This is a genomic window from Variovorax dokdonensis (assembly GCF_030316895.1).
Taxonomy (GTDB): domain Bacteria; phylum Pseudomonadota; class Gammaproteobacteria; order Burkholderiales; family Burkholderiaceae_C; genus Variovorax; species Variovorax dokdonensis.
This window is the reverse complement of record NZ_JASZYV010000003.1, coordinates 503,520-520,510: the sequence shown is the minus strand read 5'-3', so window position 1 is coordinate 520,510 and position 16,991 is coordinate 503,520. Positions and strand designations below refer to the sequence as shown.

The window sequence follows — 16,991 nt, the reverse complement described above, 5'->3', positions numbered from 1 at the left end:
GTCTCAGACGAGCTAGAGCCCCAGCGGTCCCAGTGGACCGCGACCCTGGCGCACGAGTTCCGGATCGCCGCCGGCGCCCATCGGAACCAGGTCCACCACGGTGGTCGGCTGCGAGGGGCAGGCGCCAGCATCGATGACGCCACCGACCTGCTTTTCGAAGCGTTCGCGAATGGCTTGCGCGTCGTTCATCGGCTCGGTCTCGCCGGGGGGAATCAGGGTCGTGGCCAGCAACGGCTCGCCGTGGAGCATCAGCAGTTCGAGCAGGGCGTTGTGTTCGGGCACGCGCAGGCCGATCGTCTTGCGCTGCGGATGGCTCACGCGACGCGGCACTTCTTTCGTCGCCTCGAGCAGGAAGGTGTAGGGGCCCGGGGTCGCGGCCTTCAGCAGGCGGTATTGCCGGTTGTCGACGATGGCGTAGTTCGCCAGCTCGCTCAGGTCGCGGCACAACAGTGTCAGGTGATGCTTTTCATCGACCTGGCGAATGCGCCGCAGCTTTTCCACCGCGTCCTTGTCGTCCAGCCGGCAAGCCAGCGCATAGCTGGAGTCGGTCGGCACGGCGATGATCTCGCCTCGCGCCAGAAGCGCGGCAGCCTGTTTGAGCAGGCGTTGCTGTGGGTTGTCCGGGTGGACTTCGAAGTACTGGGCCATGGAACAGGAAGTCTAGAACGATCGGGCCCTACGACTCGGCTGGCTGGATCGGCACGCGCCGTTCCTTGACCGTGAGCCATGCGCCGGCCGCTCCGCACACGGCGATCAGGCCGATGCCCAGCAGCGAGACAACATCGGGCACACGCGAGAAGATGAGCCAGCCACCCAGCATCGCAAAGGCGATCTGCGCGTAGAGGTAGGGCGTCAGCGTGGAGGCCGGTGCCCGCTGAAAGGCCAGGATGAGCATGAAGTGCCCAACCGTACCCATGAAGCCCATCAGGCACAGCAGCGCCCACCATTCCCACGATGGCAGCGCGGTCCAGGCAAACGGCAGGGCCAGCGAGGCCAGCAGCGCGCCGACCCAGCCGGTGTAGAAGTTCATCGTCAGCGGGTTCTCGGTCTGTACCAGCTTGCTCGTCAGCAACTGGAACGACGCATTGGTGACCACCAGGCCGATGGGCAGCAGCATGGCCCAGGAAAAGGCATCGCCACCCGGCCGCAGGATGACCAGCGTGCCGACGAAGCCGCCAGCCACAAGGCTCCAGCGCAGCGCTGAAACCTGCTCCTTGAGCACAACGGCGGCCAGCAATGTGACGGCCAGCGGCGTGATGAGGACGATGGCGGTGAATTCGGCCATCGGCATGTAGCGAAGGCTCAGAAACGCGAACACGCTCGAGCCCAGCAGAAGCGCGCCGCGCAGCGCCTGGTACTTGGGGTGCGCGGTGCGCAACACCGACAGGCCGTGCTTGGGCAGCAGCACCGCCGCCATGGCGACGGCCTGGAAGGTGTAGCGGAACCACACGCCCATGACGACGGGGACGGCGGCGGTCGATACCTTCGTGGCCGTGTCCAGCGTCGCGAAGCAGGCGGTCGCGAGGATGACGAGGCCGATGCCGGCCAGCACGCGTTCGGCGTTCAGGTCGCGCGCACCGCGCGGTGCTTTCTGGGGTGATACAGCGCTCATCGGGTCGCCGACCGGCGCTCTTTCTGAAGTGGGTGGGACTGGCCGGCGCCGTCGCGGCGCGGCAGACAGGCAATCACTGAATGCGGCTTTCCAGCAGGTCCCACACTGGCTCTAGCGCGCCGGGCAGGGCGGGCAAGGAACCGAGGTCGCAGTGGCTTTCGTCTGGGCTGTGGAAATCGCTGCCGCGCGAGGCGGCAAAGCCGAATTCGAGCGCCTTGGCGGCGTATTCGTCGTACTCGGCCGGCGTGTGACTGCCGGTGACCACTTCGATGGCGCGTCCGCCGTGCGCCTTGAATTCAAGGAAGAGGGCGTATTCCTCGTTGGCCGTGAAGCGATAGCGCCCAGGGTGGGCAATCACGGCCAGGCCGCCGGCCTCGTTGATCCAATGGATCGCGTCCTTGAGCGAAGCCCAGCGGTGCGGCACAAAGCCGGGTTTGCCTTCGGTCAGGAACTTGCGAAACACCTCGTTCGTGTCGCGGCAATGACCCGCTTCGACCAGAAAGCGGGCGAAGTGGGTCCGCGAGATGAGTTCGGGATTGCCGACGAATTTGAGCGCGCCCTCGTAGGCGCCATGAATGCCGACCTTGGCCAAGCCTTCGGACATCTCCTGCGCGCGTCGACCGCGGCCATTGCGCGTGTCGTAGAGGCCTTGGGACATGGCGGCGTCATCGGGATCGAACCCCAGGCCGACGATGTGGACGGTTTCACCGGCAAAGGTGACCGAGATCTCGGTGCCGGTGAGGTATCGCATGCCGCTGGCTCGGGCAGCGGCCGCAGCGCGGTGCTGGCCGCCGACCTCGTCGTGATCGGTGAGCGACCACAGGTCGACCCCGTTGGCCGCCGCGCGCACGGCCAGTTCCTCTGGCGTGAGCGTGCCGTCTGATACCACGGAGTGGCAGTGCAGGTCGGCGTTGCGGATCGGGGTCACTGGCCGATCTTATTCGTTCTGCTTTCCCCTTGCAGCGGGCTGCTCTCGCGGGCCGGACGCGGCTCGTTGTCTAGCGCGCGTAGACGAGGTCGCGCAACGTCAGCGACAGCGAGGGCACATAGGTGATCACCATCAGGCAGGCGAGGATGACCAGCACGAAGGGGATCAGGTCCTTGATCATCCGGTCGAGCGATATTCGCGCCACCGTGCACGCTGCGAACAGGTTGACGCCGAATGGCGGGGTGATCATGCCCAGCGCCAGGTTGACCACCATGATCAGCCCGAAATGAACCGGGTCGATGCCGAAGTGGACCGCCACGGGCGCGAGGATGGGAGCGAGCACGATGATGGCGGCGCTGGTCTCGATGAACATGCCGATCAGGAATAGCGCCGCATTCACACCCAGCAGGAACCAGGCAGGCGACTGGAGCACCTGTTCGAGCCAATGGCCGATGGCCTCGGGCACGCCGGCGCGGGTGATCAGGAAGGCGAAGAGGCCGGCGTTGGCGATGATGAACATGATCACCGACGACGAGATCACCGACTTCTTGAGCACCTCGACCAACTGCGCAGGCCGGATCTCGCGGTAGACGACCAGTCCCACCAGCAATGCGTAGAACACCGCGACGGCCGAAGCTTCGGTCGGCGTGAACACGCCGCCGTAGATGCCGCCCAGGATGATCACCGGCATCAGCAGCGCCCATCCGGCCTGCCTGGTTGCCGCAAAGACGCCCAGGCGCCCGTCGCCATCGTTCTTGCCCAGGCCCTTGAATTTGCAATAGACCCAAACGAAGAGCATCAGGCACAGGCTGATGAGCAAGCCGGGGCCGAAGCCGGCGATGAACAGTTCGCCGATCGAGACTTCCGCGCTGACGCCGTAGAGGATCAACGGAATCGAAGGCGGAATGATCACGCCCAGCTCCGCGCTGGTGGCCTGCAGCGACGCGGCCCACGTGGTCGGGTAGCCGTGCTTGATCAGCGCCGGGATCAGGATGGCGCCGATGGCGAAGGTGGTGGCCACCGACGAGCCCGACACCGCCGCAAAGATCATGCAGGTCAGCACGCAGGTCATGGGCAGGCCACCCTGCACGCCGCCCACCAGCGACTTGGCGAATTCGACCAGGCGCCGCGAGATGCCGCCGGCCTCCATCAGGTTGCCTGCCAGGATGAAGAAGGGGATGGCCGCCAGCGGAAACTTGTTGATGGCGTTGAACATCTCCTTGACCGAGATGAGCATGTTGGCATTGCTCACCTGGATGCCCAGCACCGAGGCCAGGCCGATGGAAACGGCCACCGAGATGGTGAGCGCAAAGCACACCACCATCGTGAGGATCATGACGGGAGTCATTGCGCGGTCTCGAGTTCGTTGTAGCGGGGATCGGCCAGGTTGGCCAGGATGCCGATGACGCAAAAAACGCCGCCCACGGGCATGGCCAGGTAGGCCCACAGCATCGAGATCGATTCGAGGCCGGCCATGGTCTGCACGCGGCCACGCCAGGCGTAGTCGGCGCCCCACCAGATGATGACGGCGATGAGCGCCAGCGCCGCCACACAGACGACCACGTCGAGCAGGCGTCGCACGGCCGGCGGACTCCAGCGGCGCAGCACGTCGACGCTGACCATGGCGCCTTGCCGGAACGCCGTGGGGATGCCCATGAAGACCATCCAGATCAGGCTCACGCGGATGAGGATCTCGGTCCATTCGGCCGGCGTTTCGAGCACGAAGCGGGTGATGATCTGGAACATGCCGAGGCACGATGCCACCACCAGCATGAAGCAGGCGATGGCCAGGGACAGCGCGGTGGTGGCGCGGTCGATCTTGAGGATGACGTTTTTCATGGCTGCGGTGCGGCACCCAGGCGCCGCGCATCTCTCCAAAACGAAAACGCGCCCGCCATTTGGCGGGCGCGGGCAGAAAGAAGCCTGAGCCTTACTGCGCCTTGTAGTTGCGGATGCGGTCCAGGTTTTCCTTGCCGAACTGCTTCTCGAACTGGGACTCGACGGGTGCCAGGGCCGAAACGAACTTCGACTTGTCGACGTCGGTGGTCACGTCCATGCCCTTTTCGCGCAGGTAGGCCACGCCCTTGGCGTCGTCGGCATCCACGCGGTCGCGGTTGGCCTTGACGGCCACCTTGGCCGCTTCGAGGAAGGCCTTCTTGTCGTCGGCGCTGAGCTTGTCGTATTCAGCCTTGTTCATCAGAAGAATGCAGGGCGAATAGACGTGGCCGGTCAGCGAGAGGTACTTCTGCACCTGGTCGAACTTGGCCGAGATGATCACCGACAGCGGGTTCTCCTGGCCGTCCACCGTGCCCTGCTGCAGGGCGGTGAACACTTCCGGGAAGGCCATCGGCGTCGTGACGATGCCGAACTGCTTGTAGGCGGCGATGTGCACGGGGTTTTCCATCGTGCGCATCTTCAGGCCCTTGAGGTCGCCCGGCGCGTGCACTTCGCGCTTGCTGTTGGTCATGTGGCGGAAGCCGTTCTCCGCCCAGGCCAGTGCCTTGAAGCCTTTGGAGTCGAACTTGCCCAGCATTTCCTGGCCGATCGGGCCGTCGAGCACAGCGCGCGCATGCGCCTTGTCGCGGAACAGGAAAGGCACGTCGAGGATCTTGGCTTCGGGCACGAAGTTCGGCACCGGACCGGTCGAGCTGAACGTCAGGGCCTGCGTGCCCAGTTGCACCGCTTCGATCGACTCGCGTTCGCCGCCCAGCGAGCCGTTGTAGAAGGTCTCGATCTTGAAGCGGTTGTTGGTGCGTGCGGCGACTTCCTTGGCGAAGGTGTCGATGGCCACGCCCTGGTGCGAGTTCTGCGCGGTGGAGATGTTGATCTTCATCACCGTCTGCGCCATGGCGGCGCCTGCAATACCGAAGCCGAGAACCAGGCCTGCGGCCAACTGGCTCAATTTCATTTCAATGTCTCCTGGGGAATAACAAGCGTGACTGGCACGCGCGCTGCATGCAAACAAGGCAAGCAATGGACTATGCCACGGCCGAACTCGCCCCAAGGAGCGGGATTTCCATGAAACCGGTTACGACGATCCGTCGGCTGGGAAGCTGCCTTTGTCGCCGGCGTGCTGGCTCCGCCCGGCCTGCCGATCGAGCTGGGTGCGCACATAGTCCACGTGCTGGCGCAGCGTGTAGACGCGGTCGTAGAGCTCCAGCGGAAACTGCGTGTGGACGATCTCGTCCTGGATGCGGTCGAGCTGCGCGTGCGCGGCGCGGCGTTCTGCATCGTCGAGCTTGTGCGACGCCAGATCCTGTTCCAGGTACTTGAGCTCGCCGTAGCGGCGATACAGCTTGCTCAGCCGCCGCCATGTGACGATGCCTGGCAGCACTCGCGCGAGCGGCACCATGATCGCGGCAAGCGGAACGAGCAGGAGCAGCAGGCGCTGCACCCAGATGGCGACCCAGAACGGCAGGTAGTTCTGCAGGAACGGCCTGCCGTTGTTGAAGAAGCGGTCGGCCGCGTCGGAGAGCATGTAGTCCGCGCCCTTGGCGCTCGGGAAGCTGCCGGGTCGGCTGAGCAACGTGCCTTGGCCGTGGACCTGCCGCGCGGCGTCGAGCAGCAGGTAGGCCAGTGCGGGATGAATGTCGTCGCGCACGACCAGGTTGGCCGTGGTCGCCAGCAAGGTCACGTTTTCCTGAGGCAGATCTCTGGCGGGATCCGCTGCGCCGCGGCCCAGAACAATGGGCTCGAAGTAGCGATGGCGCTGGGCCAGGCCAGACGCCTGCGCCAGCGAGGCCAGGCGCACGCCCGGCTCGGACAACAGCAGCTGCACGGCCGGCGCCTGGGCCGCAGCGATCATGATCACCGCATCGACCTGGCCTTCGATCAGGAGCTTTGCCGCCGCAGTGCCGCCTTCGCGCACGAAGGTCGTGCCCTCCGACCCGCCCTGACGGATGCCGTAGGCTGCCAGCAGTTCACGCGCAACGTACAGGTTGCCGCTGCCGTTGATGCCGACCGCCACGCGACGCCCGGCCAGTGCGTCGAGGCCGTCGTCGAGGTTCAGCCCGCGCGAGAAGATCCACGCCGGCTCGTAGGCCACTGTGGCCAGCGCACGCAGCGGCGACGCATCGCCGGTTGCCTCGGGGTTGGTCGCCAGGATGCCGGTCCCGCCCTGAACGAAGCCGACCATGGCCGAGCCGGCATTGAGCCGCTCGATGTTTTCCAGGCCACCCGCGGATGGCTGCAGCACCAGATCGACGCCGTTGCTGCGCAGGATCTGCCGGTAGCGCTCACCGAAACGCTGATAGGCGCCATCGGGGGCGCCTGTTGTCATGACCAGCGTGCGCGGAGGCACCGGGCTGACATGGCGCACCACCAGCCATAAGAGCATCGACAGCAGTGCCGCGAAGACGATCCAGCGCAGCCAGCGGAGCCAATGGGGCGCAAGCTCGAGGGCGCGCCGGACCATTCAGTCGGCCTCGAAGGCGATCACATGCCCACGTAGTTCGGGCCGCCGCCGCCTTCGGGGGTGACCCAGACGATGTTCTGCGTCGGGTCCTTGATGTCGCAGGTTTTGCAATGCACGCAGTTCTGGGCGTTGATCTGCAGGCGGCGCTGGCCGGCATTGGTTTCGTCGGGCACGAATTCGTACACGCCGGCCGGGCAGAAGCGTGCCTCCGGCCCGTCGAACTTGGGCAGGTTGATGCGCGTGGGGACCGTCGGGTCCTTCAGCGTCAGGTGCGCGGGCTGGTTCTCTTCGTGATTGGTGTTGCTGATGAACACCGACGAAAGCTTGTCGAAGGTGAGCTTGCCGTCCGGCTTCGGATACTCGATCGGCTTGCAGTCGGCGGCTGGCTTCAGGCGGGCATGGTCGGCTTCGGTGCGGTGGATCGTCCAAGGGATGTTGCCCTTGAGCACGAATTGCTCGATGCCCGTCATGATCGTGGCGGTGGTCAGGCCCTTCTTGAACCACTGCTTGAAGTTGCGTGCCTTGTTCAGCTCGGTGTGCAGCCAGCTTTTCTCGAACGAGGCGGGGTAGGCGGCCAGTTCGTCATGCTGACGGCCGGCCATGACCGCGTCGTAGGCGGCTTCGGCGCACAGCATGCCGGTCTTGATGGCGGCATGGCTGCCCTTGATGCGGCTGGCATTCATGTAGCCGGCCTCGCAACCGACCAGCGCGCCACCCGGGAACACCGTCTTGGGGAGCGACAGCAGGCCGCCGGCGGTGATGGCACGGGCGCCGTAGGAGAGGCGCTTGGCCGGCTTCAGCCCCTTGTCCTGGCCTTCGAAGTACCAGCGGATGTTCGGGTGCGTCTTGAAGCGCTGGAACTCTTCGAACGGGCTCATGTGCGGGTTCTGGTAGTCCAGGCCCACCACGAAGCCGATCACGATCTTGTTGTCTTCGGCGTGATAGAGGAACGAGCCGCCGTAGGTGTCGGACGGCAGTGGCCAGCCGGAGGTGTGCACGGCCAGACCGGGCTGGTGGCGGGCCGGGTCGATCTCCCACAGCTCCTTGATGCCGATGCCGTAGCTTTGCGGATCCTTGCCATCGGCCAGCTTGTACTTGGCGATGAGCTGGCGGCCCAGGTGGCCGCGCGCGCCTTCGGCGAACACGGTGTACTTGCCGTGCAGCTCCATGCCCAGCTGGAAGTTCTCGGTAGGCTCGCCGTCCTTGCCGATGCCCATGTTGCCGGTGGCCACGCCCTTGACGGAACCGTCTTCGTTGTAGAGCACTTCTGCGGCAGGGAAGCCCGGGAAGATCTCGACGCCGAGGCCTTCGGCCTGCTGCGCCAGCCACTTCACCACGTTGCCCAGGCTGATGATGTAGTTGCCCTCGTTGTGGAAATTCTTGGGCAGCAGAAAGTTCGGGGTGCGGGTGGCGCCGGTCTCGGACAGGAACAGGAAGGCGTCTTCCGTCACCGGCTGGTTCAGCGGTGCGCCCTGTTCGCGCCAGTCGGGCAGCAGTTCGTTGAGGGCACGCGGATCCATGATCGCGCCCGACAGGATGTGCGCGCCGGGCTCGGAGCCCTTCTCGAGCACCACCACCGAGATTTCCTTGTCATGCTGGGCGGCAAGCTGCTTGAGGCGGATCGCGGTCGACAGCCCGGCAGGGCCGGCACCGACGATCACGACGTCGTACTCCATGGCTTCTCTGGGGCCGAACTGGGCGAGGATTTCGTCTTGGGTCATGGGGTGGTCTGGATAGTGATTCTTCGAGCAGGCGCGCGACGCCCCCGCGGCGGTCAGACTTCGATTCTATTCGTGACATTTTTGCAGCCGTGCGGGCGCGGGCCGGCAGGCGCCGTAGGCCCCACGGCACAGGCCGCTGCGCGCCGATGCGCCGGCCTAGCTGGCGTTGGGCAGCACCAGCCGAGCCTCGAAGCCGCGCGGCCGGCCCGGCGGCGGCGAATACAGTTCGAGCCGGCCGCCGTGCCGCGCAGCGATGGTGCTGACGATCGACAGGCCAAGCCCGTAGCCGGCACGGTCCGAGCTCTGGCGCACGTGCCGGCGCGCGAGGCTCTGCAGATGCGCAGGATCGACGCCCGGCCCGTCGTCGCGGACGACCAACGTGCTCGGCGCCACCAGCTCGACGACCACCCGCGTGTCGCTGTAGCGCAGCGCGTTCTCGATCAGGTTGCGCAGGGCGATGGCCAGCGAATCGACGTCGCCGAGTGCGGGATGCAGGCTTTCGTCGTCCGGCACGACCAGATGCAGGCGCTGGAGGGTCTGCGCGTCGCGCCAGTACTCCTGAGCCAGCTGGGCGGCCAACTGAGGCAGGTCGACGGGCTCTCGCGTCAAGGTCGCACCCGATTCGGCGCGTGACAGTTGCAGGAGCTTCTCGGCGCGGTTGCTCAGCACACGCAGCGCATCGAGGGCCGCCTGGACCTCCTCGCGCTGCAGGCCGTGGTCGAGCGCGGTCTGCAGCCGCAGGCGCGCGGAGGCCAGCGGCGTGCGCAGCTCGTGGGCGGCATTGGCGGCCAGCGCGCGTTCGACGTCCAGGGCCTGAGCCAGGCGATCGAGCAGGCGGTTGACGTCGTCGCCCACGGCCAGCAGTTCGCGCGGGAGAGCGGGCAGGGCGATCGGTCGCAGGTCGCTGCCGCTGCGCTGGCCGATCTGGTTGGCAAGCCACTCCAGGGGATGGAGCTCCTGGCGGGCCACGCCGCGCAACAGCAGTGCCAGGATCGGCAAGACGGCCACAAGGACGAGGATCAGCCCGAACAGCGTGCGGTTGAGTGCTTCGCGCCGTTCTTCCAGCGGATCGGCCACCCGCATGAACAGGTCGCGCTCGGGATGCCGGGCGGTGTAGACCCGCCACGGGCCCGTGTCGGCAAAGCCTTGCGAATTGGGCACGTCGAAGCCCATCGCCGGGGCCTTTTCGGAGTGCATCAGCAAGCGGCCTTGGCCGTCGATCAACTGGAAGACGACTTCGTCCTGCGGGAAGAGGGGGCGCTTGGCCAGGATCGGCAGATGCTTGCCCGAGAGGTCGCCCGCCTCGTCCAGTTCGTTGACGGCGATGTCGAACAGGCGGTGCGTGACTTCGACCAGTTCGCTGTCGAAGTTGTGGTTGATCTCGCTGTCCACGTACCAGACCACCGCGAGCACCACCAGCAGCCAGACGCCGGCGACCCACAGGATGAGGGACCGGGTCAGGCGGCTGGCGAGGGATTGGGGCTTGGATCGCCCCGCCACCGAATGCGCCATCAATCGGGCTCCCCCGAGTCGCCCAGTCGCCAGCCCAGCCCGCGCAGCGTCAGGATGTGGCCTCGGCCCAGCTTGCGGCGCAGCCGGCTGATGAAGACCTCGAGGGTGTTGCTGTCGGCCTCGCCGTCGAAGCCGTAGAGCGCGTCCTGAAGCAGCTCGCGCGTATGGATGCGCTCCGGCCGGGAGGCCATGGCGCGCAGGACCGCCCATTCCTTCTGGGTGAGCTGCACGGCCAGGCCGTCCTTGCGGACCGTCTCGTTGCCCAGGTCGATCTCCAGCGTGCCCAGGCGCAGCACTGGCGCACTGCCGGTGCTGCGGCGGCGCTCCACGGCACGAAGGCGCGCCAGCAATTCGGCCGGGTCGTAGGGCTTGGTCAGGTAGTCGTCGGCGCCGGCATCCAGGCCGCGGATGCGGTCGCTGACCTGGTCGCGCGCGGTGAGGACGATCACGATGGGGCGCTCAGCCAATGCGCGGATGGCCGGCAGGAGGCTAAGCCCCTCGCCATCGGGCAGGTGCAGGTCGAGCAGGACGGCGGCGTGGTGGGCGCCGGCCAAGGCGGCCCGGGCACTGCTCAGGTCGGGTGCCACGTCCACCACGAACGCCTTGGCGCTGAGGTAGCCACGGACGGCGTCTGCCAGATCGGCGTCGTCTTCGACCAGCAGGATTCGCACGACAGCATTGCTCCTTGAAAGTCCCTCCAGTCTAGGGGGAGAACCGTTCAGATTCCGTTCAGGCGGGTTCATGCGTTGTTCAGGGCCGTTTCGCAACATCGGCGCCGATGAATGAATCTGCTTCCTGGCGTCGTGACGTGGCCTGGACCGTCATGGCGCTCTTCCTGCTGCTCGCATGGGACGCCTCCGGGCTGGACCTCCCTCTTGCATCCCTTTCCGCCGATGGCGCCGGCTTTGCCCTGCGCGACAACGTCTTTCTCGTGCGCGTCCTGCATGAAGGCGGGCGCTTCCTGAGTTGGGCCGGCCTCGGCCTGATGCTGGTGGCGCTGTTCAGGCCATTCGGGGTGCTGCGCCAACTCGACCGCGCGGGGCGCCTGCAGCTCGTGCTGTCGCTCATCCTGTCGGTGATCGCCGTGACGCTCGTCAAGCATGGCAGCACCACCAGCTGCCCCTGGGATCTGGAGCAGTTCGGCGGCGCAGCGCATCACGTGTCGCACTGGGCATGGGGCGTTCGAGACGGGGGGCCGGGCCGTTGCTTTCCCGCAGGGCATGCGTCCGCAGGCTTTGCCTGGCTGGGCGGCTATTTCGTCCTGCGCAGTGTCGCGCCGCGCGCTGCCCGCCGCTGGCTCTGGGTGGCACTGGTCGCCGGCTTCACTTTTGGTGTGAGCCAGCAGTTGCGCGGTGCGCACTACGCCAGTCACACCCTCTGGACGGCCTGGATCTGCTGGAGCGTGTCGATGGCGCTGGACGCGTTGTTCCAGGCCCGACAGGCGCGGCGCGTCTTGCGGTTCTCTCCTTCTGTCTGAGGTCTTTCTACCGTGAGCTCCCTTCCCATCTTCTCCCCCCAGCATGGCGGCACGGCACGCGCCGACGGCGTGGCGGGCCTGCCCCCGCTTGCAGGTCTGGCGCATTGGCTGGACACCCCGCGTTCTCCCCGGACGCTGGCCGTCTGGCTGTCGGTCTATCTGCTGCTGGCGGCCAACTGGCCACTGTGGCGACAACTGGCCCACATCGGCGGCGGAGCCCCGAGCCTTTACATGCCTTCCGTGCTGCTGATGGCAATCCTGGTGATGTGCGCCAACACGGCAGTCCTGCTGCTCTTCGCATGGTCGCGCTGGAGCAAGCTGATCTGGCTGCTGGTGGTTGTGGCGGCGGCGCTGGCGCAGCACTACATGCTCGAATACCGCGTGGTCATGGACCCGGGCATGCTGGCCAATGCCCTGCAGACCGACGCTGGCGAAGTGCGCGACCTGCTGAGCACCACCATGCTTTCCCGGCTGGCCATCGTCGTCCTCCCGGCGGCATGGGCCATGTGGCGCATTCCCGTGCTGCGGATGGGTGTGCTCTCCAACGCCTGGCGCAACCTGGCGATGCTCGTCGTGCTGGCTGTCGTCGCTGCGGTCACGATCGTTGCCAGCAACCGCACGCTGGCTCCGCTGATGCGCAACCACGTCGGTCTGCGCTACACGATGAACCCCGTGGCCAGCCTCTACTCGGCGGGCAAGGCCGCGGCCAAGCCCTTGCTCACCCGCAATCGCAAGCTGGTGCCGATGACTGCCGGCGTCCACCTGGGCGCGAGCTACGCGGGCCAGGCCAAGCCACCGATGCTTTTGCTGGTGGTGGGCGAAACGGCGCGGGCCGATCACTTCTCGCTCAACGGCTATCCGCGCGACACCACGCCCGAACTGGCGGCCCGGCACGTCAGCAACTGGACCCATGCCACGTCCTGCGGAACGAGCACGCTCGCTTCGGTGCCCTGCATGTTCTCTCCCCTGGGCAAGGCCGCGTTCGAGGCCCGCAGCGACGACTACGAGAACCTGATGGATGTGCTGCAGGCGTCGGGCCTGGCCGTCTTCTGGCTCGACAACCAGCCCGGCGGCTGCAAGGGCGTGTGCGATCGCATTCCGCATGCGTCGGCTTTCAAGGGCCTGGACGCCGCCACGCGCAAGCAGAACTGCGACGGCGACGAGTGCCTTGACGATGTGATGCTGCGGGGCCTCGACGAGCGCATCGCCGCGTTGCCGCCAGAGCGGCGCGCCAAGGGCGTGGTGCTGGTGATGCACCAGATGGGCAGCCATGGCCCTGCCTACCATTTGCGCTCGTCGCCGGATGCCAAGCGCTTCAAGCCGGAGTGCACCAACAACTCGCTGGCCGACTGCAGCCATGCGGAGCTGATCAACGCCTTCGACAATTCGATCGCCTACACCGACCGTTTCCTCGGCAAGAGCATCGACTGGCTCAAGGCGCAGCAGAAGAGCTATGAGCCTGCCATGCTCTACATGAGCGATCACGGCGAGTCGCTGGGGGAATATGGGCTGTTCCTGCACGGCGTGCCCTACAGCTTCGCGCCCGATGTGCAAAAGCACATCCCCTGGGTGATGTGGATCAGCGACGACATGCGCAAGCGCGGCAAACTGGCTGCAGCATGCCTGGGCAAGTCGCACGACGAGCCCATCAGCCACGACAACCTCTACCACACGGTGCTGGGGTTGATGGACGTCCAGACGCGGACCTACAAGCCTTCGATGGATGTGCTGAACGAATGTCGCAGCCCATCGGACGCCTAGCGTCGAGCTCTTTTGCGCGCTCGCTTCGAACTTTCACACGACCGTCGCCAAGCGGTCATCGGGCTGAATGAAGATCAGGCGCACACATGACGCTCTTGGACATTCAGCTGTTCGTCTGGCTCAACGCCGTGCCGGGAACGCCCGCCTGGCGAATTGCCCTGGCCGCCGCCATCTCCAACTGGCTGCCGGCATTGCTTGTTTTGCTGCTGGCAGCCATGGCGGCAGGTCGGCCTGCCTGGCGTCGCACCTTGTGGGCGGCATTGGTGAGCCTCCTGATCGCGTGGGTTTCCGTTCGCGTGTTCCGCGAATACCTGCCCATGCCCAGACCGGCGGCGCTTGACATCGGAACCCAATGGCTGCCGCAAGGGGAGCGGCCCGGCTTTCCGAGCCTGCATGCGACAGGCGCCTTCGCGGTGGCAGTGATGGTGCTGCGCCTGCACTTCGATCGTTGGGGCGCGGCATATGTGGTGGCCGCGGCCTTGGTGGCGCTCAGCAGGGTGTTCCTGGGCTTGCACTTTCCGACCGACATCGTTGTCGGCGCGATGCTGGGCGCCTTGATCGCGTTGGTGGTCGAGCGGGCGCTTGTTGCGCGTCAGTGGCGCGTACTGCGTCGCGCTGCCGCGCCATCCTGAAGCCGGCGTCCGCGTTCAGGCTGGCGGCTGGACCGGGAATCGGGCGCTGAACACGACGTGGCCTTCGTCGTAGGTGTATTCGATCTCGCCGCCGTGCTCGCGAAGGATTGCCTGCGCAATGTGCAGGCCCAGGCCCAGCCCGCCCTTGTTGCGTTCGTTGCCCGAGCCGGTGTGCCGCTTGAAGGCACTGTACAAGTTGGGAACGAGGTCTGGCGGTATGGGCGATGCCCGGTTCGTCACCTGGAACAGCACGCGGTCGCCGTCCTGCCGCAGCACGACCGTCACCGGCTCGCCGGGCTGGCCATGGTGGCGCGCATTGCTCAGCAGGTTGCCGAACAACTGGCCCATTCGGTCGGGATCGGCGTGGGCCGGCAATGATTCGGGCAGATGCTTTTGCATCAGGACGCCCGGATACGCCACTGCGCCTTCGTCCAGCAGGTCTTCGAGCAGGCGCGCCAGGTCGACAGCGCGGGGCCGGATCTCCAGGCCCAGTCCGGTTTGCATGCGCGAAGCGTCGAGAACCTGCGAGATCAGCCGCGCCATGCGGTTGCTCGATGACTGGATACGCTGGCCGATGCGCGTGCCATGCTTGCCTTGCGCATCGCCCACGCCACTTTCCAGGACCCTGGCCGCCATCGAGATCGATTGCAACGGGTCGCGCAGGTCGTGGCCCAGCATGGCCAGCAGCTCGGTGCGTGCGCGGCTCAGGTCGGCCATGCGCGCGGTCGTGGCGCGTGCCAGTTCGTCGAGCAGCTGTCGCGCCAAGGCGAGCTGCGCGTCGTTCCACGGCGCACTGGTGCCACGCACCTCTTCCTTCCAGACCTCGAAGGACCCGCGCGGCGTCAGTCGCGGTCCGCGCGGTCCGGAGGTGTATTCCTTCTCGGGTCGGCCGCCCCAGTGGATGGTCTCGATCTGTTCGCGCCTGAGGAGAACCAGCCACCCCCCGAGCATCGAATCGAAGCGCAGGCCCAGCAGTCCGCACCAGCCTGCCGTCGCCGCCGACGCGTTAGCCAGCAGATGCCGGCCGATCGCCTGCGTCGACAGCACGTCGTCGTGCGGTTCGGGCAGCTCGCGCAGGCCCTGGATGAGATCCGCCGCGTCGTCGCGAGAGATGGCCCCGTGCACCAGCAGTCGGCCCTCCTGAGCCAGCAGCAAGGCGGGCGCGTCGAAGGCGCTGGCCAGCGCAGGCGCCAGCGGCGCCAGGGCGGTGACCAGGTCATCGGCATGGACGGCAGCGTTGATCACGCTGGCCCGCAGTTCGACGGCGGCCTCGGCCTCTCGGGCGCGATCGCGCGCAAGAAGGCTTTGCACGTTGGCCGCCAGCACCTGCGCAACGACGTCGCAGGCCATTCGAACGGTATAGGGAACCTGAAGGGCGCTGCGATGGTGGCAGGCGAGCATGCCCCACAGCGCGCCGTCGATCACGATGGAGATGCTCATCGATGCGCCCACGCCCATGTTTCGCAGGTATTCGATGTGCACCGGCGAGACACTGCGCAGCACGCAGTGGCTCATGTCCAGCGGGCTCGATGTGCGGGCCGCTTCCAGCACGGGCTGGGGCGTGGCGCTCACGTCCGCGATCAACCTCAGCGTGTTGATCACGTACAGACGCCGGGCCTGCGCCGGGATGTCGCTGGCCGGATAGCGGCGACCCTCGAAGGGCTCCAGGTCTTCGGCCTTGACCTCGGCCACCACCTCGCCACTGTCATCGTGACGAAAGCGATAGGCCATCACGCGGTCGAAGCCGGTCAGTTCGCGCACCGCCGATGTGGCCACGCGCAGCAGCGCGTCCAGATCGGTCTGGCGCTTGAGCTTGCCCATGGCGCGGTGCGCGGCGATCGCGAAATCGGCATGGGCTTGAGCGTCCTGCGGGCGTGGCTCGAATTCCGCCACCACCGTCGTGCCGATGGCGTGGACGATGAGGTCGTAGGGGCGTCCGCCCAACTGCACCTCGAGGTGCGCGGGCTGGCCGGCAATCGGCTCGCGTTGGCCGTCGGCAAGGGCGGCATGCACTTCGGGCAGGGCGTCGAAGTGCTGGGGAGCCAGCGGTTCGCCCAGCACTGGCAATGCGGTAGGCAGCAGGGTCGCGGCCTGTGCGCTCACGTACCTCAGGCAGCCGGAGGCATCGAAGGCCAGCAGCGCCCCGTGCGGCTGCACCAGCCCCGGGATGTGGATGGGCTCCTGATCGCAGTTGTCGAGCGTGACCTCGTCGCCCGGCGCCATCGGTCGGCTCATCGAACGGCCTCGGCAAGGGACTCCCGCTCGGCATGGCATTGCAGCAGCAGATCGAAGGCCATGACGGCGCCGTCGCAGGCGGTCTGGATGCGCGGCGCCGTGGGCAGCGCCGCCGTCAATTCGGCCAGGAAGGCTTTCCAATGCGCGCCGGTGTCCGCGCCGGCGCCGCGCAGGTAGTTCAAGGGATGCGGAGCCAATGCGTCGGACAGCCGGCGGTACAGCACCTGCCCGCCCAGACGTGAGCCTTCGAGCACGTAGGCAATGCCCCAGTCGAAGTCGGCATCGGCGGTGATCGGCTCGACAGTCAGTGAAGCTTCGCCGCCATGCGAAAGAGCTGGGGCGGGCGTGGCCTCGCCGAGCCATTGCAGGCAAAGCTCGAGGTCGGCATCGAGAACGTCGGCTTCCTGTGCCAGCCGCCGCGACAGGCTAGGCCGGCGAAGGCGCAATGCGTCGACCCAGGCTCGAAGCAGCGTCAGGTGTTCCTGGTAGTCGGCCAGCGTGACGGTGGGGCGCGCGAGCGGCATGCAGGCATCCACCCGATCGTGCAGCGCTGCGGTGGCGCGCCGCAGGCTGTCGCGTGGATCGGTGGGGAAGTGTGTCGGGATGGCGGGCATGTCGCGGGGAGAGGGGTCCCTGATGATAGGGGAGGCCGTCCGTATCCGGTTGTGTCTTAAGACATTGCTGGCATAGGGGCTCCTC

15 protein-coding genes are annotated in these 16,991 nt (G+C 66.6%); 3 read left to right on the top strand and 12 right to left on the bottom strand.

What is annotated here, in order from left to right:
- Positions 1-12: 12 nt before the first annotated feature.
- From QTH91_RS16145 to QTH91_RS16100, 10 genes are all read right to left on the bottom strand, one after another.
- Complete coding sequence (locus tag QTH91_RS16145) at positions 13-648, bottom strand: L-threonylcarbamoyladenylate synthase (RefSeq protein ID WP_286661119.1); 636 nt, start codon at positions 646-648, stop codon at positions 13-15.
- A gap of 28 nt (positions 649-676) precedes the next feature.
- Positions 677-1,612, bottom strand: a complete 936-nt coding sequence (locus QTH91_RS16140; RefSeq protein ID WP_286661118.1) for a DMT family transporter — start codon at positions 1,610-1,612, stop codon at positions 677-679.
- Positions 1,613-1,685: 73 nt separating this feature from the next.
- Positions 1,686-2,540 carry a 3',5'-nucleoside bisphosphate phosphatase gene (locus QTH91_RS16135; RefSeq protein ID WP_286661117.1) on the bottom strand — a complete coding sequence of 285 codons (855 nt, stop codon included), beginning with the start codon at positions 2,538-2,540 and terminating at the stop codon, positions 1,686-1,688.
- Between the two features lie 70 nt (positions 2,541-2,610).
- Positions 2,611-3,888: a TRAP transporter large permease gene (locus tag QTH91_RS16130; protein WP_286661116.1), complete on the bottom strand. Its 1,278-nt coding sequence runs from the start codon at positions 3,886-3,888 to the stop codon at positions 2,611-2,613.
- On the bottom strand, positions 3,885-4,379 hold the full coding sequence (locus tag QTH91_RS16125) for a TRAP transporter small permease (RefSeq protein ID WP_286661115.1): 495 nt from the start codon (positions 4,377-4,379) through the stop codon (positions 3,885-3,887). The genes QTH91_RS16130 and QTH91_RS16125 overlap by 4 nt, the downstream gene beginning before the upstream one ends.
- Before the next feature lie 91 nt (positions 4,380-4,470).
- A complete protein-coding gene (locus tag QTH91_RS16120; protein WP_286661114.1) occupies positions 4,471-5,448 on the bottom strand; it encodes a TRAP transporter substrate-binding protein in 978 nt (325 codons plus the stop codon).
- 120 nt (positions 5,449-5,568) lie between these two features.
- Positions 5,569-6,954 carry a TAXI family TRAP transporter solute-binding subunit gene (locus QTH91_RS16115; protein WP_286661113.1) on the bottom strand — a complete coding sequence of 462 codons (1,386 nt, stop codon included), beginning with the start codon at positions 6,952-6,954 and terminating at the stop codon, positions 5,569-5,571.
- Between the two features lie 20 nt (positions 6,955-6,974).
- Entirely contained in the window at positions 6,975-8,675 is a 1,701-nt protein-coding gene (locus QTH91_RS16110) for an electron transfer flavoprotein-ubiquinone oxidoreductase (protein WP_286661112.1), read from the bottom strand.
- 156 nt (positions 8,676-8,831) lie between these two features.
- Complete coding sequence (locus tag QTH91_RS16105) at positions 8,832-10,187, bottom strand: ATP-binding protein (protein ID WP_286661111.1); 1,356 nt, start codon at positions 10,185-10,187, stop codon at positions 8,832-8,834.
- Positions 10,187-10,858 (bottom strand): response regulator transcription factor, encoded by a 672-nt coding sequence (locus QTH91_RS16100; protein WP_286661110.1) that lies wholly within the window; start codon positions 10,856-10,858, stop codon positions 10,187-10,189. The genes QTH91_RS16105 and QTH91_RS16100 overlap by 1 nt, the downstream gene beginning before the upstream one ends.
- 107 nt (positions 10,859-10,965) lie before the next feature.
- Here QTH91_RS16100 and QTH91_RS16095 point away from each other — a divergent pair, with 107 nt between their 5' ends.
- The 3 genes from QTH91_RS16095 (at position 10,966) to QTH91_RS16085 (ending at position 14,057) form a co-directional block, all read left to right on the top strand.
- Positions 10,966-11,664, top strand: coding sequence for a phosphatase PAP2 family protein (locus tag QTH91_RS16095; protein ID WP_286661109.1), 699 nt, complete (start codon positions 10,966-10,968; stop codon positions 11,662-11,664).
- Positions 11,665-11,733: 69 nt separating this feature from the next.
- Positions 11,734-13,425, top strand: coding sequence for a phosphoethanolamine transferase (locus tag QTH91_RS16090; protein WP_286661596.1), 1,692 nt, complete (start codon positions 11,734-11,736; stop codon positions 13,423-13,425).
- An 86-nt stretch (positions 13,426-13,511) separates the two neighbouring features.
- A complete protein-coding gene (locus QTH91_RS16085) occupies positions 13,512-14,057 on the top strand; it encodes a phosphatase PAP2 family protein (protein ID WP_286661108.1) in 546 nt (181 codons plus the stop codon).
- A 15-nt stretch (positions 14,058-14,072) separates the two neighbouring features.
- On the opposite strand, the gene QTH91_RS16080 is transcribed toward QTH91_RS16085, so the two are convergent.
- Positions 14,073-16,292, bottom strand: a complete 2,220-nt coding sequence (locus QTH91_RS16080; protein WP_286661107.1) for an ATP-binding protein — start codon at positions 16,290-16,292, stop codon at positions 14,073-14,075.
- Positions 16,289-16,906, bottom strand: a complete 618-nt coding sequence (locus QTH91_RS16075) for a biliverdin-producing heme oxygenase (RefSeq protein ID WP_286661106.1) — start codon at positions 16,904-16,906, stop codon at positions 16,289-16,291. Before QTH91_RS16075 ends, QTH91_RS16080 begins: the two co-directional genes overlap by 4 nt.
- Between the last annotated feature and the right edge of the window lie 85 nt (positions 16,907-16,991).